This window comes from Aphanothece hegewaldii CCALA 016 (assembly GCF_003007785.1).
GTDB lineage: Bacteria > Cyanobacteriota > Cyanobacteriia > Cyanobacteriales > Microcystaceae > Chroococcus > Chroococcus hegewaldii.
In genome coordinates this window covers 16743-39303 of record NZ_PXOH01000033.1, presented here as the reverse complement: position 1 = coordinate 39303, position 22561 = coordinate 16743, and the positions used below count along the sequence as shown (strand labels likewise).

25 protein-coding genes are annotated in these 22561 nt (G+C 37.0%); 14 read left to right on the top strand and 11 right to left on the bottom strand.

Translation table 11 applies throughout. The features are described from left to right. Positions 1-175: 175 nt before the first annotated feature. Both C7H19_RS20665 and petL read right to left on the bottom strand, forming a co-directional pair. Positions 176-484 carry an ArsR/SmtB family transcription factor gene (locus C7H19_RS20665; protein WP_106458808.1) on the bottom strand — a complete coding sequence of 103 codons (309 nt, stop codon included), beginning with the start codon at positions 482-484 and terminating at the stop codon, positions 176-178. 100 nt (positions 485-584) lie between these two features. Beyond that, positions 585-686: a cytochrome b6-f complex subunit PetL gene (petL, locus tag C7H19_RS20660; protein ID WP_106458807.1), complete on the bottom strand. Its 102-nt coding sequence runs from the start codon at positions 684-686 to the stop codon at positions 585-587. An 82-nt stretch (positions 687-768) separates the two neighbouring features. Here petL and aroB point away from each other — a divergent pair, with 82 nt between their 5' ends. Genes aroB through C7H19_RS20640 form a run of 4 tightly spaced genes read left to right on the top strand, consistent with a single transcriptional unit; the run spans position 769 to position 4280 of the window. After that, positions 769-1866, top strand: coding sequence for a 3-dehydroquinate synthase (gene aroB, locus C7H19_RS20655; protein WP_106458806.1), 1098 nt, complete (start codon positions 769-771; stop codon positions 1864-1866). Positions 1867-1873: 7 nt separating this feature from the next. Continuing rightward, the gene (locus C7H19_RS20650; protein ID WP_106458805.1) at positions 1874-3169 is read left to right on the top strand and encodes an AAA family ATPase; all 1296 of its coding nucleotides are present in this window, start codon (positions 1874-1876) and stop codon (positions 3167-3169) included. Continuing rightward, positions 3162-3626, top strand: coding sequence for a hypothetical protein (locus tag C7H19_RS20645; protein ID WP_106458804.1), 465 nt, complete (start codon positions 3162-3164; stop codon positions 3624-3626). The genes C7H19_RS20650 and C7H19_RS20645 overlap by 8 nt, the downstream gene beginning before the upstream one ends. A gap of 6 nt (positions 3627-3632) precedes the next feature. Next, the gene (locus C7H19_RS20640; protein ID WP_106458803.1) at positions 3633-4280 is read left to right on the top strand and encodes a ribonuclease HII; all 648 of its coding nucleotides are present in this window, start codon (positions 3633-3635) and stop codon (positions 4278-4280) included. A gap of 4 nt (positions 4281-4284) precedes the next feature. On the opposite strand, the gene C7H19_RS20635 is transcribed toward C7H19_RS20640, so the two are convergent. Then, positions 4285-4593, bottom strand: coding sequence for a hypothetical protein (locus tag C7H19_RS20635; protein WP_106458802.1), 309 nt, complete (start codon positions 4591-4593; stop codon positions 4285-4287). 321 nt (positions 4594-4914) lie between these two features. Here C7H19_RS20635 and grxD point away from each other — a divergent pair, with 321 nt between their 5' ends. After that, the gene (gene grxD, locus C7H19_RS20630; protein WP_106458801.1) at positions 4915-5238 is read left to right on the top strand and encodes a Grx4 family monothiol glutaredoxin; all 324 of its coding nucleotides are present in this window, start codon (positions 4915-4917) and stop codon (positions 5236-5238) included. Positions 5239-5303: 65 nt separating this feature from the next. Here grxD and C7H19_RS20625 read toward each other — a convergent pair whose 3' ends face one another. Continuing rightward, positions 5304-5558, bottom strand: coding sequence for a DUF6761 family protein (locus tag C7H19_RS20625; RefSeq protein ID WP_106458800.1), 255 nt, complete (start codon positions 5556-5558; stop codon positions 5304-5306). Between the two features lie 258 nt (positions 5559-5816). Here C7H19_RS20625 and C7H19_RS20620 point away from each other — a divergent pair, with 258 nt between their 5' ends. Continuing rightward, positions 5817-6602 carry a response regulator transcription factor gene (locus C7H19_RS20620; RefSeq protein ID WP_106458799.1) on the top strand — a complete coding sequence of 262 codons (786 nt, stop codon included), beginning with the start codon at positions 5817-5819 and terminating at the stop codon, positions 6600-6602. On the opposite strand, the gene C7H19_RS20615 is transcribed toward C7H19_RS20620, so the two are convergent. After that, entirely contained in the window at positions 6599-7624 is a 1026-nt protein-coding gene (locus C7H19_RS20615) for an ABC transporter permease (RefSeq protein WP_106458798.1), read from the bottom strand. The genes C7H19_RS20620 and C7H19_RS20615 overlap by 4 nt on opposite strands. 139 nt (positions 7625-7763) lie before the next feature. After that, positions 7764-8042 (bottom strand): DUF7219 family protein, encoded by a 279-nt coding sequence (locus C7H19_RS20610; RefSeq protein ID WP_106458797.1) that lies wholly within the window; start codon positions 8040-8042, stop codon positions 7764-7766. Between the two features lie 241 nt (positions 8043-8283). Here C7H19_RS20610 and purC point away from each other — a divergent pair, with 241 nt between their 5' ends. The 3 genes from purC (at position 8284) to lpxC (ending at position 12241) form a co-directional block, all read left to right on the top strand. Beyond that, positions 8284-9021: a phosphoribosylaminoimidazolesuccinocarboxamide synthase gene (gene purC / locus C7H19_RS20605; RefSeq protein ID WP_106458796.1), complete on the top strand. Its 738-nt coding sequence runs from the start codon at positions 8284-8286 to the stop codon at positions 9019-9021. Between the two features lie 362 nt (positions 9022-9383). Beyond that, positions 9384-11399 carry a BamA/TamA family outer membrane protein gene (locus tag C7H19_RS20600; RefSeq protein ID WP_219907703.1) on the top strand — a complete coding sequence of 672 codons (2016 nt, stop codon included), beginning with the start codon at positions 9384-9386 and terminating at the stop codon, positions 11397-11399. A gap of 20 nt (positions 11400-11419) precedes the next feature. Then, positions 11420-12241, top strand: coding sequence for a UDP-3-O-acyl-N-acetylglucosamine deacetylase (gene lpxC / locus C7H19_RS20595; RefSeq protein WP_106458795.1), 822 nt, complete (start codon positions 11420-11422; stop codon positions 12239-12241). Positions 12242-12283: 42 nt separating this feature from the next. Here the strand turns inward: lpxC and C7H19_RS20590 are convergent, their stop codons facing one another. After that, the gene (locus C7H19_RS20590) at positions 12284-14362 is read right to left on the bottom strand and encodes a response regulator (RefSeq protein WP_106458794.1); all 2079 of its coding nucleotides are present in this window, start codon (positions 14360-14362) and stop codon (positions 12284-12286) included. Between the two features lie 572 nt (positions 14363-14934). Between C7H19_RS20590 and C7H19_RS20585 the strand changes: the two genes are divergently transcribed. Then, positions 14935-16785 (top strand): calcium-binding protein, encoded by a 1851-nt coding sequence (locus tag C7H19_RS20585; RefSeq protein WP_106458793.1) that lies wholly within the window; start codon positions 14935-14937, stop codon positions 16783-16785. Between the two features lie 139 nt (positions 16786-16924). On the opposite strand, the gene C7H19_RS25925 is transcribed toward C7H19_RS20585, so the two are convergent. The 3 genes from C7H19_RS25925 to clpB all read right to left on the bottom strand — a co-directional run bounded on the left by C7H19_RS25925 (position 16925) and on the right by clpB (position 20118). Beyond that, the gene (locus C7H19_RS25925) at positions 16925-17092 is read right to left on the bottom strand and encodes a hypothetical protein (RefSeq protein ID WP_181280694.1); all 168 of its coding nucleotides are present in this window, start codon (positions 17090-17092) and stop codon (positions 16925-16927) included. Beyond that, entirely contained in the window at positions 17089-17433 is a 345-nt protein-coding gene (locus tag C7H19_RS20580) for a hypothetical protein (RefSeq protein ID WP_106458792.1), read from the bottom strand. The genes C7H19_RS25925 and C7H19_RS20580 overlap by 4 nt, the downstream gene beginning before the upstream one ends. A gap of 75 nt (positions 17434-17508) precedes the next feature. Further along, positions 17509-20118, bottom strand: a complete 2610-nt coding sequence (clpB, locus tag C7H19_RS20575) for an ATP-dependent chaperone ClpB (protein WP_106458791.1) — start codon at positions 20116-20118, stop codon at positions 17509-17511. Positions 20119-20284: 166 nt separating this feature from the next. Here clpB and C7H19_RS20570 point away from each other — a divergent pair, with 166 nt between their 5' ends. The 3 genes from C7H19_RS20570 to C7H19_RS20560 are packed head-to-tail and all read left to right on the top strand — an operon-like array spanning position 20285 to position 21195. Continuing rightward, positions 20285-20512, top strand: coding sequence for a DUF433 domain-containing protein (locus tag C7H19_RS20570; protein ID WP_106458790.1), 228 nt, complete (start codon positions 20285-20287; stop codon positions 20510-20512). Further along, positions 20496-20819: a DUF5615 family PIN-like protein gene (locus C7H19_RS20565; protein WP_106458789.1), complete on the top strand. Its 324-nt coding sequence runs from the start codon at positions 20496-20498 to the stop codon at positions 20817-20819. Before C7H19_RS20570 ends, C7H19_RS20565 begins: the two co-directional genes overlap by 17 nt. Positions 20820-20838: 19 nt before the next feature. Then, positions 20839-21195 carry a hypothetical protein gene (locus C7H19_RS20560; protein WP_106458788.1) on the top strand — a complete coding sequence of 119 codons (357 nt, stop codon included), beginning with the start codon at positions 20839-20841 and terminating at the stop codon, positions 21193-21195. A 13-nt stretch (positions 21196-21208) separates the two neighbouring features. Here the strand turns inward: C7H19_RS20560 and C7H19_RS20555 are convergent, their stop codons facing one another. After that, the gene (locus C7H19_RS20555) at positions 21209-21517 is read right to left on the bottom strand and encodes a hypothetical protein (RefSeq protein WP_245927681.1); all 309 of its coding nucleotides are present in this window, start codon (positions 21515-21517) and stop codon (positions 21209-21211) included. A gap of 220 nt (positions 21518-21737) precedes the next feature. On the opposite strand from C7H19_RS20555, the gene C7H19_RS20550 reads away from it, so the two are divergent. Further along, positions 21738-22427: a Uma2 family endonuclease gene (locus C7H19_RS20550; RefSeq protein WP_106458787.1), complete on the top strand. Its 690-nt coding sequence runs from the start codon at positions 21738-21740 to the stop codon at positions 22425-22427. Positions 22428-22561 lie beyond the last annotated feature (134 nt).

Sequence of the window (22561 nt, the reverse complement as noted above, 5' to 3'; positions counted from 1 at the left end):
TGAAGATTATTCAGATTATGGTAGGGTATTGGTCGCCAAACTCTGTTGTTCTTGATTTATAATTTTGTTAAACGATAAAGAAATTAATAGATTTGTCGGAATTAAAAATTAATCTCAAATCTATTAATAAACCCTTTATTATCATTTCAAAAAAAATTGATTTCTCAAGAAGCCGCTATTTGCATTGACGCGCCGAAATCAGCATACTCAGTCTACGATACTCAGATAGGTATTCTTCTAGAGCTAGAAATTCAGATAAATTAAGACTGTAGTAGATCCAGCGTCCTTCTTGACGAGTACGAACTAAATTTGCTTCTTTTAGGGTTTTTAGGTGGAAAGATAGCTTAGATTGATTAATTTCTAGTTTTTCGCACAGTTCACAAACACATAATTCTTGCGATCGCAATAAATCCAATACCCGTAAACGAAGCGGATCAGAGAGGGCATGAAATCCAGTAGACACATCAACTGTTGTAGCTTTCATCAATAAAACTTGAAATGATGAGTTTAAAATTAAGGGTTTGACAGGCAAACCCTAGAAGAAAATATCTGAATTTTAACGAGAATTATAATTAAATCATTGACTAGATAATTTTAGCCGCACGTAAACCCAGATAGAGTCCTAAAGCAACTCCAGTAAATACGGCAATGTAGGCAATATACGAAAAAATAGCAAAGGTAGACATTTTTTTGACAACGACTCCTGAAATAATATAATCGGCTCTTTGTTATTGTACTGTTAGAGAACACCTCTTCATCAATTAGGCTATGTCTTCTATCATTCCCGTCAAGCTACCCCAAAATCCCTATAATATTGCGATCGCATCCAATAGTTTAGCCCAACTCGGCGCACACATTAGCCCACTCAACTTAGGAAAAAAAGTTCTTCTCGTCTCTAGTCCCGAAATATTCGATATTTATGGAGAAATGGCGATAAATTCCTTAAAGCAAGCCGGATTTGAGGTAATAAATCATTTTATACCCGCAGGTGAAACCTACAAAAACCTTGATTCTATTGCCCAAATCTATGATACAGCCGTTGCTCAACGCTTAGAGCGCTCGTCCACATTTATTGCGTTAGGTGGAGGAGTTATTGGGGATATGACAGGTTTTGCCGCAGCAACATGGTTAAGAGGGGTAAACTTTATCCAAGTTCCTACCACATTATTAGCGATGGTAGATGCGTCTATTGGAGGAAAAACAGGGGTTAACCATCCTCAAGGGAAAAACCTTATTGGTGCATTTTATCAACCCCGTTTAGTATTAATAGATCCATCAGTATTAAAAACCCTTCCAGTCAGAGAATTTCGTGCAGGAATGGCAGAAGTCATTAAATATGGCATTATTTGGGATGGGGATCTATTTACTCAGTTAGAAGCAGCAGAAAAATTAGCCGATTTTTCCGATATCAGCGAAACATTATTACAAATTATTATTACTCGTTCTTGTCAAGCAAAAGCCGATGTAGTGAGTAAAGATGAAAAAGAATCGAATTTAAGAGCGATCTTAAACTATGGACATACGATCGGTCATGCGATCGAAAGTTTAACGGGTTATAGTTTAATTAATCACGGTGAAGCAGTGGCTATAGGAATGGTTGCCGCTGGAAAAATAGCTACAAAACTTAATCTTTGGCCATCTGAAGCAGAAATTAGACAAAATAATCTTATTCAAAAAACAGGTTTACCGACGACTATTCCATCTAGTATCAATTCATCGGAAATTGTCGACGCTCTCAAGATTGATAAAAAAGTAAAATCAGGTAAAGTTCGTTTTATTTTACCGACTCAAATTGGTCAAGTTATTATTACTGATGAGGTTCCGTCTGAGTTAATTTTTAATGTCGTAGAAGAACTGAAAAGATAGGGGATTTATGGAAAAGCTAATCGTCACTAATTTCTTGAATATTAAACACATAGAATTGGATATAGGAAAAATTAATATCCTTATCGGTCCACAAGCACAAGGTAAAAGCGTTGTGGCTAAATTAGTATTTTTTTTTCAAGATTTTTGGGAAAATTATAGACAATCAATTTTAAAAAAGTTAAATAAAAGAGATTTTGATAAATCGATAATTGATGATTTTAAAAAAATATTTCCTCAATATTCTTGGAATCGAAATTATTTCAAAATTATTTATGATTTTGATGGGTATGAAATTATTTTAGAAAATTTAAAAAAAAATAATAATAAAAATTTATATTTTCATATAAATTATTCTCAAAAATTAGATAAAATAAGAAAAAAAATGATTTCAAATATTTCTTTTGAAATCACTGAAGCAAGTTTTTTAGATAATGTTGAACTTCAATCTATTGAAGACTATCTTAAGTCACATATTAATCGCTTGAAGTTACTAGAAAATATGCTAACTATAGAACTCAAAATTACACGACATCAACCTATTTTTATTCCAACTGGTAGAGCATTTTTTGCGAATATTCAGAAAAATATTTTTTCTCTTCTTTCAGAAAATGTATCTATTGATTATTTCATTAATCAATTTGGCTCTACATATCAAAAAATAAAAGAACTTTATAAAAATCGCAATCGTTTAATTAAAGAATATAATAAAGTAATTGATGAAATTGTAGAAAAGATATTAGTAGGAAATTATTTATATGAAGATGAAGATGATTGGATTATTAGTAAAGATTATAGAAAAATCAAATTGTTTAACGCTTCTTCAGGGCAACAAGAATCTGTTCCTATGACTATTATGCTATCAATTATTCCTTTTACTATATCCAATGCTCTATTTATTATTGAAGAACCAGAAGCACATCTATTTCCGTCAGCACAAAATGACATAGTAAACTTGATGAGTTTGATTTTTAATATTACTGATAAAAGACATAGTTTTTTTATTACCACTCATAGCCCTTATATTTTAACGGCTTTTAATATACTGATTCAAGCTGGAAATACATACAATAAAATTATTGTAGAAAAACGAGAACATCAGTTACTAGAGTTATTTAAAATCGTTCCAGAAAATCAAATGTTAGACATCAATGATATAAAAATTTATAGTTTGGAAAATGGTAAAATTGAAAGTATTATTAATGATGAAAATAAATTAATTGATGCTAATGTAATTGATGAAATATCTAACTGTACAGGAGAGCAGTTTGATAAATTGTTAAATCTAGAATTTAATAATGACTAATAATCAAGAATGTTTTGAAACAATCAATCAAAAAAAATTGTGTTTAAAAGAAATGAAAACACAGTTTTATATAGATAATGATATGCAGCTATCTATTGTTAAAGCAAAAATTGATAATTGCTTAATAAAAAATGGTAAACGTTGTGATTGGTTATTAATTATTGAGCAAAGAAACATAGAAATTTATATAGAATTAAAAGGCTGTAGAATTAAAGATGCTTTAGAACAATTAGAAATAACTTTGAACAATACAAGTTTAAAACAAATCCTAGAGCAAAAATATAAAAATAATAAACCTAGTAAAACTTTTTGTTGTATTATTTATACAAAATGTCCTTCTAATCAGCCAGAAATTGAAAATGCAAAAAAAACTTTTAGAAAATTGGGTATTATTTTAAAATTTATCTCATCTAATTCTAGTAAAAGACCACAAAAATTAAGTCAACTAATCTCATAAAAAAACATGAAAACTCTAACTAAACTTGACTTCATCGATTTTTCTATTTTATTGCCAGAAATTACAGATCAAAATACATTAATTGCGGGAGTAGATGAGGTGGGTAGAGGATGTTTATTTGGTCCTGTGGTTGCTGCTGCGGTAGTTTTACCCGTTTGTGATATTCCGAAACTCATCGAAATAGGGGTAAAAGATAGTAAATTACTTACGCTCAAAAGAAGAACCGAATTAAATAAAATTATTAAACAAACAGTCTTAGAAACTCGAATTGGTTACGCTAAAGTTCAAGAAATTGATCAGATTAATATCTTACAAGCATCTTTATTAGCCATGCAGCGTTCAATTACAAAACTTAAACAGCAACCGACGATTTGTTTAGTCGATGGTAGACAGAAAATTCCTGATTTATCGATGCCTCAATATAATATCATCAAAGGAGATCAAAGATCGCCTGTTATTGCTGCTGCGAGTATTGTAGCGAAAGTGTGGCGAGATGATCTAATTCTACGATGGTCTAAAAAATACCAAGAAGAATACGACTTAGCAGCGAATAAGGGTTACGGAACACAAAAACATCTACAAGCACTAGCAAAAAATGGTGTGACTTCTCAGCATCGTCTTTCCTTTCGTCCTTGTCAAATTTCATCAATATAAATACTTATTGACTTTCTTTAACTGGGAGAGTTACCCATCCCATTGAACGATTACCCATTTTAAAACTAATTGATTGACTAATTCCTAATTTTTGGGCAATTTCTGACAATAAAGGCGATTTTACCTTAGAAATTGGTAAATAGCTCGGACAATCATCGAAATCTAGACAAAGTACCGTCGAAGTATCCCACGTTTCCCGAAAAATTCGACATTTAGGGGGAAGAAATTTAACTAACGAACGAAACCGAGTAATAATCTCTTTTTCCAAGTTTTCGCTTGTAAAATCCTTGGAAGAGGGATAAAGCTGACTCATAAGCAATTCTGGAAATACTGGTCATCCTACAGTTGATTACCTCCTATCTATGGTACAAACTTTATGAGAAATCATCGAGAAATTTTATCATTGTTTTATTTCTGTTTCTTACGATACTGTTGCTCACCGGTTAAAGTAAATTTCTTCTTACTTAAATTAATATCTTGAAAATTTAGTCAATTATTGTTTACAAAATGAGTTTAGCCTAATGAACTGAAATTAATTTATAAAATTAAAGACACAAATTGTGGTATAATCAGAATGTAAGTACTATAACTACGCGTCATCGCCGAAAAAGCAGTTATTTGTGTAGGACAGTTTATGAACCCCGAAGTTAAAGAAAAAATCGATCAATTAGTAGCCGATAATAAAGTTTTGGTTTTCATGAAAGGCTCAAAATTAATGCCTCAATGTGGTTTTTCTAATAATGTCGTGCAAATTTTGAATACATTAGGTATTCCCTACGAAACAGTAGATATATTACAAGACTACGAAATTCGTCAAGGAATTAAAGAATATTCTAACTGGCCAACCATTCCTCAAGTCTATATTAATGGCGAATTTGTCGGAGGTTCAGATATTTTAATTGAACTTTATCAAAATGGCGAATTACAACAAATGGTAGAAGTAGCCCTAGCGTCATAAATCTTAATCATAATTGAAGGGTAGGCGATCTTATCCTACCCTCATTACAAGATAAAATCAAAAAGCTAGTAGTAATCGCGTTCGACTTGAGTTTGCGGGATAGCCAATTCAAAATTAGAAGGATCTCGCAAGAAACGAAAAACTTCTTCTTCTAAACGGTGAATTAGATAGGCTTCTATTAGGTTATTATCCCGCATACAAGATAAATAACCATCGACATAGAGCCGAATAAAATCGAAACGATAACCACGTTCCCACAGATCCACCATATCATCGGTGAGTCTTTGGTAGTGACGGATAGTTAGAGTATCTTGAAGCATGGACAGTAAAGACGAGTTGTCAGATGAATGAGTAAGCAGGTGGATAGAAACAAGCAAAGCGTAATTAGACTCAGAGGTCTTACCTTCTATTTTACCCATCTCTTGAAGGCAAAAAGGGGACTTGCAATAATTCATGAAAAAACAGCATAATATCGGCACTTTTTTCTAGAGATGACTTCAAATCTCCGTAGCGAATGTTACAACACCTTGACAATGCCTTTGATAGCCTGACAATGTGTATCGAAGAGGACAACAAAGGTGGGATTAGTACATATTTCGATAATTGAAGGGAATCCTCACTTGCGATCGCTACTCGCATGGCATCTACAGCAAGCGGGCTATATCGTGCAGCAATGTGCTAACTTACAACAAGCAAGACACGCTTTATCCAATCGTCAACCCACCCTAGTAATTATCGATTCAGATTTACCCGATGGTGATGGAATAGAACTCTGTCGCACCCTATCAGAACAAAGACAATCCTTAATTTTAATTCTATCAGCCCGTAACGGCGAAAAAGACGTTGTAGACGCATTAAAAGCGGGTGCCGATGATTACCTAAAAAAACCCTTTGGAATGCAAGAATTTATGGCCAGAGTCGAAGCATTAATTAGACGACTCAGAATGTCCTCAGTCCCACTTTATCTCGACTATGGAGCGCTTAAAATCGATTTAGCCCAACGACGAGTACAATTTAGGGGAGAATACATCGAACTCACACCCCAAGAATTTAGCCTTCTTTATGTTTTAGCACAAGCCGAAGGAAATCCCCTAACTCGCTCTGAATTATTACGTCGCGCTTGGCCCGATGCTATAGATAATCCTCGCACCATTGATACACACGTTCTTTCCCTACGCAAAAAAATCGAAACAGATCCAAGACAACCTAGTCTAATTCAAACCGTGCGAAATGTTGGCTATCGGTTTAATCTCGAAGTCTTACAAGATCTTTCTACACCCACTGTTGCACCATCATCCCTCAATACGATCGCCAATAATGGTCATCAGACTAGCAAAATACCCGCCCAGTCGATGAACCGCTAATAACGAATTCTTGGATCGATATAAGCATTAATAATATCGATCAACAAACTCATCAAAACCACAATCATCGCAAAAAAAGCCATTAAACCTTGTACAGTCGGATAATCTCGTTGAGAAATAGCCTCATAAAGACGATTTCCTAAACCTGGCCAAGAGAAAGTCACTTCTGTAAGAACTGCACCTCCTAACAAGGAAGCAAAAGTCAAACCCAAGACGGTAATCACGGGTATCAGCGCATTTTTCAGCGCATGAGCTACTAAAATTCGTTTTTCAGGAATTCCTCTAGCGCGTGCTGCTTCTACATAATCCGCTTTCAACGTTTGTTTAAGATTAACCCGTACCATTCGCTCAAAAATTCCACTCAAGAGAATTCCTAAAGTAAAACTAGGTAAAGCTAAATAATATAAAGTTGTCAAAAATTGTCCTAATTGTCCCGTTAAAAGACTATCAATTGTATATAAACCCGTTAAAAAACGCGGTGGAGTTTCACTAAGAGGAAAACGTGTTCCAAGGGGAAACCATCGAAGCTGTACCGAAAAAATCAACTGTAAAACCATTCCCACCCAAAAAATGGGCAAAGAATAAGTAATTAGACCAAATAAACGACCCCCAACATCGATCGCAGTTCCAGGACGAGACGCAGAATATACCCCTAAACCGACTCCAACAATTACAGCGATGAGCATTCCATAAAAAGTTAACTCAACGGTTGCAGGAAAATGCTGTTGAATAATTTGCCAAACCGTCACCCCTTTACGAGTAATTGATGCACCCAAATCGAAACGTAGTAATTGTCCTAAATATGTGACATATTGTAACCAAAGTGGTTGATTTAGTCCTAATTGTTCTCTTAAAGCTCTTTTTGCACTTTCGGGCGCACGGTTGCCTAAAATTGCGTCGCTTGCATCCCCAGGAGTCGCTCTCAGGAGTAAAAAAACAATAGTAACAATTGTCCACAGCATTAGAGGTGCTAATAACAAACGTACCAGAATATAGGATTGTAGCGCTTTAAAACGAGACATAAATATAGCGGTTTGAACACCAAACCCAATTTTACAGTCAACAGTCAACAGTAATCAGTAAACAGTCAAAGAAACTTTCATACTGATCACTGTACCAAACTCTTTCAATTCAATAAAATACTATTAAAAAAAGCTTTTTTTATTGAGGATCACCTGTTTCATCTGGATTTTCATCAATTGGATCATCATCAATCAATAACGCTTTTTTACTATTTTTAAGCTGTTTCCACAAGTCTTTAATTTGTCGATAAGCTTCTCCTGGCTTAATTTTACCAGCCGTTTCTAAATTGCAAAGAAAACTCACTTTTTGAGCAAATTCTTGTAAATTGGCATTAAAAACCAAATTTTCTGGCTTAAATTCACCATGATAAGGACTGCGAGGATATATAAATTTATCTTTATCGGGATTAATGGACATAAAAAAACTCCTTTAGACCAAAATTTAGGTTTAATCTTTCCCCGCCCTAGTCAATGCTCATCAAGCTTTATTTTCCTACAAACGCCTAGCATTTTGGGGTTAAGATTAGATTAAAAAACAAAATTATTGAATGAATTCTCTAAAATAACCAGACTTTCTACCCCGTAGGCTAACGTTTCCAATTTACGATAAGCTGAAATTATCAAGATAATTCAGAATTATTAATGAGACTACAGCCATTATGATAAAGGAAAAACTTTATGAAGGGAAAGCGAAAATTCTCTATCCTACGGATGATCCTGAGATTTATTTAGCGCATTACAAAGATGATGCTACTGCATTTAATGCTCAAAAAAGAGGACAAATTCAAGGAAAAGGGGAAATTAACTGTACGATCGCCTCAGCCCTTTTTCAATGGCTAGAATCATTGGGTATTCCTACCCACTATATTGATCAGCCATCAGCCCATCAGATGCTTGTCTGTGCCGTTCAAATCATACCCTTAGAGGTAGTAGTCCGCAATATTGCCGCCGGAAGTCTGTGTAAACAAACTGGACTTACTGAAGGAACCATCTTACCTTTTCCCTTAGTTGAATTTTACCTGAAAGATGACGCATTAGGCGATCCACTCCTCACCCGCGATCGCATAATGATTTTAGAAGTTGCTACACCAGCACAACTAGAACAACTACAACAACTTGCACTTACAATAAATCAGCATCTCATTGATTTTTTTAAAATGTGTGATATTACTCTAGTAGACTTTAAATTAGAATTCGGTCTAGATAAAGAGAATAAGATCCGTCTAGCGGATGAAATTAGTCCCGATACCTGTCGTCTTTGGGATAATAAAGAAATCGATCCACAAGCCAGAATTCTCGACAAAGACCGATTTAGACGAGATCTAGGAAAAATTGAAGACGCTTATCAAGATGTACAACAGCGCGTCTTAACGCAGATTGCCAAATTGCAGTCATAACCGTACTCTAAAAAGAAATGGAACAATCGACAGGGGTTCAAGTCACTAAGTATTGATTTGACAGCCTGTTGACCGAATGTCATTCAGTGATCAATTTTGGGTGTGTGGAAGTGCTAAAAAAAAATCAACCGTTTTCCTTATTAGTTTGTACGCTATTTACTCTAGCAACGTGGAATATTGCAGCAACCGTCAAAGCAGAAACCACGAACCCAGAAATAACCCCCATCTCTACCCTTGATGTTGAGGAAACGCCAGAATTAGAAACAAAAGAAAACGAATTTTTACCTTTAGTCCAAGAAATTAAACTTGAACCTTATTTAGCACAAACCTCACCCACCCCCAACGAATCAACCCCCGTTGAGTTGCCATCTGATCCCACCTTACAACTACCTCCCCTCGAAACAACCCCCCAAACCCCAATAGAATCGCCAGAAACCCCACCAAACCAACAGCCAACACCCCCGCAAGTCACTCCAACCGAACAAGCCCCTACAGCCCCTGAAACACCGCCAGAGACACCGCCAGCAACGGGAACACCATCATTAACCAACCCTCAAACCCCCGCAACAACAGAAACCCCCACCGACGAAGAAGAACCTAGGGTTTTAATCTCAGAAGTCGTCGTAAGTGGGGCAAATCCTGAATTAGAAGATCTGATCTACAATACAATTCGGACAAGACCTGGACGAAGTGCAACACGATCGCAACTTCAAGAAGATGTTAATGTCATTTATGCAACAGGATTTTTTGCTAAAGTTGATGTCGCACCAGAAGATACTCCACTAGGGGTACGCGTCACCTTTCTTGTTCAAGCCAATCCCGTCTTAAATGAAGTTACTATTGATACCGTACCCGATCTTCAAGGGAAACAAGTTTTACCCGATACCGTCGTCAGGGAGATTTTTCAGGATCAGTATGGTAAAATCCTAAATCTCAAAGATGTCCAAGAAGGGGTCAGACAGATTAACCAATGGTACAGCAAAAATGGTTATGATCTCGCTCAAGTCGTCGGTGCGCCCCAAATAGCTGAAGATGGCACCCTAACACTCGTTATTGCTGAAGGATACATCGAAAATATTCAAGTTAGATTTTTTACCAAAGAAGAAGAACCCGTTGACGGACGTACAAGAGATTTTATTATTACCCGCGAAATGGAGTTAAAACCAGGAGACGTATTTAATCGTAATACCGCTCAAAGAGATTTACAACGGGTGTTCGGACTCGGTATTTTTGAAGATGTCCGCTTATCCTTTGATCAAGGAAGTGAGCCTGGTCAGGTTATAGTAAATGTAGATACCGTAGAAGGCCGTACCGGATCGATCGCAGCAGGGGCAGGATATAGTTCTAATAGTGGTTTATTTGGAAGCTTAAGTTATCAGCAGCAAAACCTCGGCGGCAATAACCAAACCCTCGGAACGGAATTACAAATCGGTCAACGAGAATTATTATTTGATGTTAGTTTTACAGATCCTTGGATTGCTACCGATCCTTATCGAACTTCTTATACCGTTAACGCCTTCCGTCGCCGTTCGATTTCATTGGTATATGATGGCGATGATAGCTCGATTCGTACTGACAATGGCAATGATAGCCCCAGAATTGTTCGGACAGGGGGGGGGATTACTTTTGTCCGTCCCTTGGCTAAAAACGTTTTTACAAAGCCAGATTGGACTCTTTCTGCGGGCTTATTGTATCAGCACGTTGAAGTCAGAAACGCTGATGGAGATATTGCCCCCCGCGCTCGTCCTGAAGATAACAGCATTAGGCTGGCTTACAATGACAGTGGGATAGATGACATCGTTTTATTGACTTTTGGTGCCACTCGTGATTTCCGCGATAATCCTAGTCAGCCCACTAGCGGTTCATTACTACGTGTTGGTGCAGAACAAAGTCTAGGGATTAGTTCGATTTTCTACAATCGGATTCGCGGCAGTTACAGTTACTATCTTCCCGTCAGACTTCTCACTTTTGATTTTATGAAAGGTCCCCAAACACTCGCTTTTAATGTACAGGCAGGAACGGTGATCGGTGGGTTTCCTCCTTATGAAGCTTTTGTTCTCGGTGGCAGCAACTCGGTTAGAGGCTACGCTGAAGGGGAAGTCGGAAGCGGCAGCAGTTACGCGCAATTTACCGCAGAGTATCGCTTTCCGATTATTTCAATTGTTGGCGGGGCGTTATTTTTTGATGCGGCGACAAATTTAGGAACTGGTAACAGTGTTCGTGGTAATCCCTCTGGTATCCGCGATCTACCTGGTAGCGGTTTCGGATATGGCGCAGGAATACGGGTTCAATCTCCCGTCGGTTCGATTCGGGTAGATTATGGTTTTAATAATGAAGGTGATTCTCGCGTCCATTTTGCGATCGGAGAACGTTTTTAACAGCAAAAAATGATTAGAAAATGAGCAACAATACTTTAACTCAATCGGTAACTCTTTCAGGTGTTGGACTACACTCAGGAGAAATAACTCAAGTATCTATTCATCCAGCAAAAGCAGGTGAAGGTCGCTATTTTGTCCGAGTCGATTTACCCGATCAACCCCTCATCAAAGCACAGGTATCATCGGTTTGTCAAACGACTCTTTCAACTGAACTTGTTTTTGGGGAAGCAAAAGTTAGAACGGTTGAACATCTTTTAGCTGCTTTAGCGGGATGCGGGATAACCGATGCTCGAATTGAAATTAATGGGGGTGAAGTTCCTCTTCTCGATGGCAGTGCTAAACTTTGGGTGGATGCTTTACAACAAGCGGGAATGGTTGGAGAAATACGAACTAATTCGGCGATCGCTTCTCCCATTTGGATCTATGAGCAAGATCTTTTTGTGGCGGCTATTCCTTCTCCTCAACTGCGTTTTACTTATGGGATTGATTTTTCTTATTCGGCAATTGGTCAACAATGGTATAGTTGGAGTCCGAGTCTCGAAAGTTTTGGCGAAGCGATCGCACCGGCGAGAACTTTCGGTTTTGCTGATCAGATCGAACATCTACAAAAAGCTGGTTTGATTAAAGGGGGCAGTTTAGATAATGCTTTGGTTTGCGATCGTCATGGATGGTTAAACCCTCCCCTAAGATTTGAAAATGAACCCGCAAGACACAAGTTACTCGATTTGATTGGGGATCTTAGTTTATTAGGAGATCTTCCGCAAGCTCATTTTATCGCCTACAAAGCCAGTCATCATTTACATATTCAACTAGCAAAAGCAATATCAAAGCACAACCTTTGAATCGTACAGAGGCGATATATCGCGTCTCTACAATTAGAGGGATTAACTAATATTCTGACTCAAAACCCGATCGCGTCCTTTTTCTTTCGCCAAATACAATAAAGTGTCGGCAGCTTGGTATAAGCTTTGTAAATCTTGTCCATCCGTCGGATATTGGGCGATTCCTGCGCTAAAAGTGATCCTAAAAGATTCTTGATTTTTTCCGATAAAGATTTGTTGTCTCCAGATGGCTAAAAATGCGTTGAGTCTATCAATGGCCTGTTTTTTTTCCATCCCAAACAGACAAAGGGCAAATTCTTCACCTCCCCAACGACAGACAACATCTTCCTCTCTAAAGTGTTGTTTAAGAAGTTCGCCGAGTTTTTTTAAGACTTGATCACCGATTTCATGACCATGACGATCGTTAATATCTTTAAAATGATCTAAGTCTAGCAGAGCAAAACACAATGATTTCTGCTGTCTGTTGGCGATGCGTATTAAACGTTCTATTTCTTGTACTGCTTTGCGTCGGTTGGCGATTCTCGTTAAACCATCTGTATTCGAGAGTCTACGCTGTTTATTAATGCGTTCTAAACGATTGAGAATGCGGGCAATAAGTTCCGGCCCGACAATGGGTTTATGAATAAAATCATCGGCACCAGCTTCAAAGACTTTTTGTACGGTGTTAGCTTCTCGCTCGGCTGATAACATCAAAATGGGTAAATCATTCCATTGGGGATCTTGACGAACAATTTGGCACAGTTCAATTCCACTAATATTAGGTAGCTCAAAATCTAAAATTAGTAAGTCAGGGTTAGATTGTTCTAGGGTATCCCAAAACTGTTGAGGGTTTCTTAAGAATATCAGTTGAAAGCCCCAAGGAGAGAGTAAATTACTAAATAAGTCCAACATCGCTGAGTCGGCACCAACGATCATTAATGTACCAACAGGTGGCGCTTTATGCTGTAGTAGATGGGTGACAGATTCCATCACTAAATCTGGAGAGATAGGCTTATGTAAAAATCCTTGTCCTCCCATTTTGGCAACTTTGAGACGTTCGGTAAAACTTTCTGTAGCGGTTGATACAAGTACGGGAATTGGTGGATTAGCTTGACTAAGTTCGGATAATAAATGAAGTTCGTTTTCTGAGGTGTCGGCAATGGGCAGATCTAATAATACGATATCAGGACAATGTAACGCGATCGCTATTCTTGCTTCTGTGACATTTTGCACCGCTTGTGCTTCTATTCCCCATGATTTGGCTTCAAGGGTTAATAATTTTGTGTTTTGACGATCGTGATCGATAATGAGTAAACGTGGTGATTTAATGCCAGAGTGTGGAGAAAGACTACGAACTGAAACTACAGGGCTGACTTTTTCTGATACAGATATTTCTCTTTTGGCTAGGGGTTGAGAAGATGTAGTGACGTTATCTCTCGCTTCTGTCGTGATTTCGGTGATTTTGAGACGATAACCTAAACCGTATATATTTTCAATGATTCCAACTGATGCACCCGCTTGTTGTAATTTTTGCTGAAGTTGTTGGATGTGTTTTTCCAGATCCTTCTCGGTTACCTTGTTCTCAAAGCCCCAAAGATTGTCTAAAATACTTCTTAGGGTAAAAATGCGTGGATTGCTGTTAATTTCGTAATTTTTGACAAATAAAGCGAGTAATGTTAATTCCGTCTGGTTTAAATACAGGGGATGATTGTTATATGTTGCCTGACAATCGAGAAAATTTAATCTAATTCCTTGCCATTCGATTACTGAAGGATGATTATAGAGGTTATCGCTGGTTAATGCTTGAATTCTTGCCAGTAACACGTCAATAGCTACAGGTTTCGTTAAATAATCTGTCGCACCGACTTGTAAGGCTGAATTTTGGTAAGTGCTACTATCCTGTATCCCAATGATGATAATAGGGGTTGTGTCACCTGTTAGTCGTCTTTGTTGACAAAACTTGATTCCATTGGGATCTAGTCTAACTAAATCTATGAGGATCAAGTCGTAATCAAATAACTCGGCTAACTGCCAGCAAATCTCCCAATCGATCGCAATATCAATAATACATCCTTGACTGAGCAGGTCATTTTGTACCTGTGTCGCAAAGTATTGATCTTGTTCAAGCAGCAAAATTTTCACACTTTTTTAAGATTTTCCCTAATATATTACTATTATATTCTGTTTAGTCTCAACAGCAAGATCAGCTTGAGAAATGTTACAAAAATGGTTAAGGGAAAAGGATTTAGATAAGGATTTTGTCGAGTTTGTAATTTTAAAATATTAATTCTGGTACAAAAATTGCGTTAATAAAATATTTATGGATCAATACTAATTTTTGATAAACATATTCTAATTAGTAGATTAAAGCATTAATATTTACTAATTTCTTGAATTATTTACAATCGTCAAATCAATCAATTTAAGCTCAGGTTAGTATCAACACAATTTGGTGCTTAAAAAAGCCAATCGTGTCAGAGAATCTCTACATTGTAAAAATTCCTCAAAGATGCAGTCAGAGTAAGCTTTATTCTAAAATCGGTACTTTTTGTGAAATTTTCTTGAGGAAAAGCCATACAGTAAAATAATATATTAATTACACAACGGTTTCGTAGCATTACGGAACGTGACGAGCAACTCGCAAAATATCTCAAAACTTTAGGCAGTTTGTATAGAGCCTAACATTAAAGTTAACTTAAAAAAGGAGTAAAAAAATGCCGACTTTTACGGGAGATAATTCTAATAATTTATTGACTGGAACAAATGGAAACGATACCTTTGATTCAAAATTAGGAATTGATACCGTCGATGGAGGATTAGGGAGCGACTTACTCATCATCGATTATTCGAGTAACACCTATACGGGTACTTCTCCTGATTCTGGCATTTCTACTACAATTAGCAGCAATGGTGCAGGGGGCTTTAACGGGTCTTATAGAGCCTATTACAATAGTAGCTACAATTATGACCGAGTAAGCTTTTCTAACATCGAGCGCTTTAGAATTACAGGCACAATAGGCAATGATAATATTATTACAGGAAGTGGTGATGATACCATTAATGGTGGTGCAGGGAATGATACCATTGATGGCGGCGCAGGGATAAATATCATCAATGGGGGTAATGGAATTGATATTCTTGTTAATGCCAATCTTAGCTCGCTGAATATAGCTCAAAGCTATACTGATACAGGAACAATCCCAACGATTACTCTTGCTGACGGAACGACGATTTCAAATATTGAATATTTTACCAACCTAACGACAGGTAATGGTAATGATACAATTAGCTACACACAACGCCTCTATAATACAGTTAATACAGGCAGTGGTAGTGATACCATTAATGCAGGATTAGGAATTGATACCGTCGATGGAGGATTAGGGAGCGACTTACTGATTATCGATTATTCGAGTAACACCTATACGGGTACTTCTCCTGATTCTGGCATTTCTTCGATTATTTCTAGCAATGGTGCAGGGGGCTTTAACGGGTCTTATAGAGCCTATTACAATAGTAGCTACAATTATGACCGAGTAAGCTTTTATAACATCGAACGCTTTAGAATAACTGGTACAGCCGCTAATGATAATATTATTACAGGGGATGGGAATGATACCATTAATGGTGGTTTAGGGAATGATACCATTGATGGCGGCGCAGGGATAAATATCATCAATGGGGGTAGTGGAATTGATACTCTCGTTAATGCCAATTTTAGCTCGCTGAATATAGCTCAAAGCTATACTGATACAGGAACAATCCCAACGATTACTCTTGCTGACGGAACGACGATTTCAAATATTGAATATTTTACCAACCTAACGACAGGTAATGGTAATGATACAATTAGCTACACACAACGCCTCTATAATACAGTTAATACAGGCAGTGGGAAAGATACCATTAATGCAGGATTAGGAATTGATACCGTCGATGGAGGATTAGGGAGCGACTTACTGATTATCGATTATTCGAGTAACACCTATACGGGTACTTCTCCTGATTCTGGCATTTCTTCGATTATTTCTAGCAATGGTGCAGGGGGCTTTAACGGGTCTTATAGAGCCTATTACAATAGTAGCTACAATTATGACCGAGTAAGCTTTTATAACATCGAACGCTTTAGAATAACTGGTACAGCCGCTAATGATAATATTATTACAGGGGCTGGTAATGATACCATTAATGGTGGTGCAGGGTTTGATCGGATTTATGCCGCAGGAGGAAACGATCGCCTAACTGGTGGTAGTGGAGAAGATACATTTGTCTATAATTCTCCATCAGAGGGTATCGATACCATTACCGATTTTAATGTCAATAATGATACTATTGTTCTATCCACTTCAGGTTTTGGCGGTGGGTTAGTCAGTAATACTACACTTGCAGTCAATCAATTTACGATCGGTTCTGCGGCCACAACAGCAGCCCATCGCTTGATTTATAATTCTGTTACTGGGGATTTATTCTTTGATGTGGATGGTAAAGGAAACATCGCAGCGACTCAGTTAGCGAATTTGAGTGCAAATTTAGCTCTAACAAACGCCGACTTTAACATTATTTAAGACCAAATCATCTTAAATTTGTTGAAAAAAGCCTAGGATTTGGTGCTTCTAACCTATACCGATCTGGATTTGAAGACCAAATCCCTACAATTATATTTTAGGTCTAATTGATAAGAGTACAAAATAAGGCGATATTAAGTTATTTTTGAATTCTTTTTAACTTTTGCTGGCGAATTTGCTCATCGAACTTAGTAATAACTTCCTCTAATTGTAAGCCGATTTCTTCCATTTCTAAACGAGCATGACGTAAATTCGCTAATAATTTTTTATCAACACAAGGATCAGGAATATAAAATTTATTATTCATGGGATTTGCCACTCTATCTTGATTTCTTGGATGCTGCGTTGCAGGGCGGGTATTCTAGCCTGAGTATTACTAATGGCTTGAGTTACTAGCTCTAGGATATCAGGAAAAACATCAGGTTGTGCAGCAGCAATCTGAATTTGAATCCGAGAAAATTGAGAAAATCTTTCTGTAGCTTGTTCTGCTATATTTTGAAGATCATCCAAATAAGTCAAAGTTCGTTCGGTTTCCCCAAATCTTTCAAATAAGACAAATTCTGTCACTTTAGCTTGATCGATAATATCTAACAATTGTTTTTTTAAATGCCATATCTGCTCAGTAGCTTCATCGGGTAACTTTGCCATATTAACAAATCAAACAGTATGCTTCCCTATTTTAAAGGGTGTGCTACCATAATTGGACACACCCTAATATTAAGTCTAAGCTGTCACAACTTCAGAAGATAAGCGTTTAAAGGTTAAGCGTTCATCTTCGATATCGACAAAAACGGTGTCACCTTGTCTAAAATCTCCTTTGAGGATCATTTTAGCGATCGCTGTCTCTAAATACCGTTGTACGGCACGTTTTAGCGGTCTTCCACCATATACAGGATCGTAACCAACTTCAACTAAGAAATCTAGAGCCGCGTCTGAGACTTTGAGGGTGATTTTTTGTTCCTCTAAACGTTCTTCTAAGCGTTTGACTTGTAGTCTGACAATTTCTCTAAGTTGAGATTTTTGTAAACTGTGGAAGATGATGATCTCATCAATACGGTTCAAGAATTCGGGACGGAAACTATTCCGCATTGCATCCATCACACGCGATCGCATTTCTTCGTCATCATTCGCAACATCGAGAATATACTGAGATCCGACATTACTGGTCATGATAATAATCGTATTCTTGAAGTCTACAACATGACCTTGAGAATCAGTTAAACGTCCATCATCGAGAATTTGCAGCATCACGTTAAACACATCAGGATGCGCTTTTTCAATCTCATCAAACAGAATAACAGAATAGGGTCTACGTCGAATTGCTTCAGTCAGTTGTCCCCCTTCTTCATAACCGACATATCCTGGAGGCGCACCCATCAAACGTGATACACTGTGTTTTTCCATATATTCCGACATATCGATCCGTACGATCGCTTCTTCGGTATCAAACAAGCTTTCTGCTAATGCTTTTGCAAGTTCGGTTTTACCGACACCAGTGGGCCCAAGGAAGATAAAACTAGCGGTAGGACGTTTGGGATCTGCTAAACCAGCGCGAGAACGTTGGATCGCTTCTGCTACTGCGGTTACAGCTTCTTCTTGTCCGATCACCCGTTGATGTAATTCATCTTCTAGGTGCAGTAGTTTTTCTTTTTCGGATGCAATAAGTTTACTGATGGGTATTCCCGTCCATTTCGAGATGATTTCACCAATATCTGATTCTAAAACTTCTTCCCGTAATAGGGTTTTACCTGTCGTTTGTTTTTCAGAAAGTTGGGTTTCAAGGTCTTTGAGTTGTCGCTGTAGGTTAGTTAATTTACCATAACGCAATTCAGCCATCTTATTGAGATCATAGTCTCTTTCGGCTTGTTGAATCTCTAAGTTAACCTGATCGATCTCTTTTTTGACGGTACGAATTTGATCAATGACTTCTTTTTCCGATTGCCATTGAGCGTTAAACTGGGATTGTTCTTCTTTAAAGTCAGCGAGTTCTTTTTCTAGCTTTTCTAACCGTTCACGAGAAGCAGGATCGTATTCTCTTTGTAAAGATAATCGTTCCATTTCTAATTGTAGGATCTTGCGATCGACTTCATCGAGTTCTTCTGGTTTAGAAGTGATCTCCATTTTCAGTTTAGCCGCAGCTTCGTCTACAAGGTCAATTGCTTTATCGGGTAAAAAGCGATCGCTAATATAACGGTTCGATAACACTGCTGCTGCAACTAAGGCACTATCAGCAATTTTAACCCCGTGATGCACTTCATAGCGTTCTTTGAGACCCCGTAAAATCGAGATCGTATCAACAACATTCGGTTCATCGACAAATACTTCTTGGAAACGACGCTCTAATGCTGCATCTTTTTCGATATACTTGCGATATTCATCGAGAGTTGTTGCACCGATACAACGTAGTTCACCTCTTGCTAACATCGGTTTAAGGAGGTTACTTGCATCCATCGCACCTTGAGTCGCACCTGCACCTACTACGGTATGAATTTCATCAATAAACATGATGATACTACCTTGGGAGTCAGTTACTTCTTTTAAGACCGCTTTGAGACGTTCTTCAAATTCACCCCGGTATTTTGCACCTGCAATTAAACCACCCAAGTCTAACGCAATGAGTGTGCGATCTTGTAGTGATTCTGGCACATCTCGGTTAATGATGCGTTGTGCGAGTCCTTCAACAATAGCAGTTTTCCCGACACCAGGTTCACCGATGAGGACTGGGTTATTTTTGGTGCGACGTGAGAGAATTTGTATCGTACGACGGATCTCATCATCTCTTCCAATTACGGGATCTAGTTTACCTTCTCTTGCGAGTTGGGTGAGATCGCGGCCGTATTTTTCTAGTGCTTCGTATTTTCCTTCTGGGTTTTGGTCTACCACTTTTTGATTACCCCTTACCTGTTTAATGATATCTTTGAGTTTGTCTTCTGTCAGTCCAAATTCTGCAAAAAGCGATTTACCGAAGCGATCGTCTTTAGCATAACCTAAGATGAGGTGTTCGACAGAGATAAAGTCATCTTGGAATTCTTTGCGATATTGTTCAGCGCGATCTAATAATGTATCTAAACTGCGACCTAAATAAATAGAGTCACCAGGGTTAGATACCTTTGGTTGACGACGGATAAAATCATCAGTTTTATCCCGTAAACGCTGAATACTAATATTCGCTTTATTAAATATACTGATTGCGAGTCCCTCTTGATCTAAAAGAGACTTCATCAAATCTTCACTTTCAATTTGTTGATGATTGTTCTGTTTAGCGATGTCTGGTGTTCTGACTACCGCTTCCCATGCTTTTTCTGTAAACTGTTGTGGATTAGTGGGTTGCATTCTCTATAGTCGTTTTTTTGATAATATCTCTAATAGTTATTGTAATCAGGTTAGATCCTTTGTGATGAGAGGGATAACCCGAAAGACTTAGGTAGGTTTTCCGATGTTTTAAAAAGTGATTTTTGCTCGTGCCATAATGATCAGTAGATAAATTGAGAGAAATGTCATGATTAATCAAAAGGCAATCATTTCATCTGATCCTGAAATTATGAGTGGTATGTTAGTTTTTACAGGAACACGAGTACCTGTGGCTATTTTAATCCAGCATCTTACCGCAGGAGATTCTTTAGAGACTTTTTTAGATGATTTTCCCAGTGTTACTAAAGAACAAGCGATCTCTTTTTTAGAAATAGCTCTTACTGAGGTAGAAAATAGTAATGCGCGTGCTGCTTGACGAGAATTTACCTCGAAGATTAAAACGTTTTTTTAATGAAGGTGTAGAAGTAATTACCGTCAGTGAGCGAGGTTGGAAAGGTTTAAAAAATGGAGAATTACTCCGTGTTGCTCAGATAGAATTTGAGGTATTCATTACTACTGATAAAGGAATTCCTTACCAGCAAAATTTATCTTTATACTCTATTGCCATTATTATACTTGAAGCCAAAAGTAACCGTTTTGAAGATTTATCACCCTTATTACCTAAAATAGAAGAAACGTTACAATCTATAAAAGTTGGACAATTGATTAGAGTTTCTTCTTAGGTAGTTAGAATATTTTGCTATGAAAAAAATAATTCAATTAATGCCAGATTATTACTGTTATCCTCTTTGGTGGGCTGCGGGTTCAGGACAAGCAGGTGATATTGATCCAAATACCTTACCTTTAAAACCTGAAACGATCCAAAAATTGATGGCTTGGTCAGATACTTATGATGATATTTTAAATGAAGATGATCCTGCTGCATCAGGATTTAATAGTCAAGCAGAAGAAGACGCATTTGAGAAAGAAGGGATTAAACTTTGGTTACAATTAAGACAAGAACTTGCTCCAGAATATGAGGTTGGTTATATGAGTCAAAGATTAGGTAAACATTTATCTGATCCTAGTGAGTTATTGACAGCAGTAAAATCAATCTAAAAAATAAGTTTATTTAGAATCTATATTTTGCTGCGTCATAGTTGTCATATATACTCATTTCATCACTATTCCAATCATCGACAAAAGTTGTCAAGTTAGTTCTTAATGCTTCTGCTTGTGCTGGGTCAATTTCATGAGAGGCTAAATCAATTTCATTAGATTTAATAAAAGTTACAATAACTTTAGTACCTTCAAGTACATTGTTAGGCTGTTCTACCAATTCTATTCGACCGTTTTTGTAAATCCCTTCAATACTGGTTAGCATTTTTTTCTTAAATGATGAATTAGTATAATTATAATTTAAAGTAGCTTTTTTTGCCATGTAATTACAAACTATAATCTATTTTTCATCCGTTTAATTTCCTGAAGCTCAATAGAGACGATAAGGATAGATGGATGACAATTGGGTTAGATAGCACTGTAATATTACGAGTTGTTATACATACTTTTGAGGCTATAAATACTTAATCTTACAAAATTCGTATTATTTCAGCCCGTCAAGCAACTCCAAAGGAAGTTAAACAATATCGAGAAACTAACTTATGAAACCTGAATACGACTTTTCTAAAGCAGAAAAAGGTAAATTTTTTACACCAGAAGCAACCTTTAATTTTCATCTTGATTTTGACCAACTTTCACCAGGTAGTCTAGTCACTATTCCTGATGTAACTTGGCTAGAATTTGAATCAATCTTAGAAGAATTAGGAGAAAAGCGAAATTCACGCATTGCTTACAGTAATCGTAATTTAGAAATTATGGTTCCTTTACCAGAACATGAAATACCAAGAGATTTGTTATCAGATATAGTCAAAGTTTTACTAAAATTTATTAAAAAACTTTATCAACCATTTGGGTCAACAACTTTTAAAAAAGAAGGAATAGCGGGTGTAGAACCTGATGCGTGTTTTTATATTGAAAATTATCAAAAAATGATTGGTCGTAAAAGACTACAACCTGATGACCCACCACCAGATTTAGCTATTGAGACTGATGTTACCTCAAAAACAATTGATGCTTATCAAGCGATACAAGTTCCTGAATTATGGATTTATGATAGTGGTAAGTTGACGATTTTTGTCTTAACAGAGAACGGTTATATAAATTCTAAGATTAGTTCTATTTTTCCAAATCTACCTCTTTTAGACATTATTCCTCAACTCATTGAAAAAAGCTGGAAAGTTGGAAGTTTACAAGCATTAGAAGAGTTTGAAAGTCTTCTCACAACATTTTAAGTTGACTAAAATTTTCATCCATTTAAGTACAAATATATTATCTAAACTATCTACAAATTTAATTAACTGGTTATACTGGTAGGGAAACAAAATAATTGTCTTCACTCAGAAAATGTTAGACTACAGCAATTGTT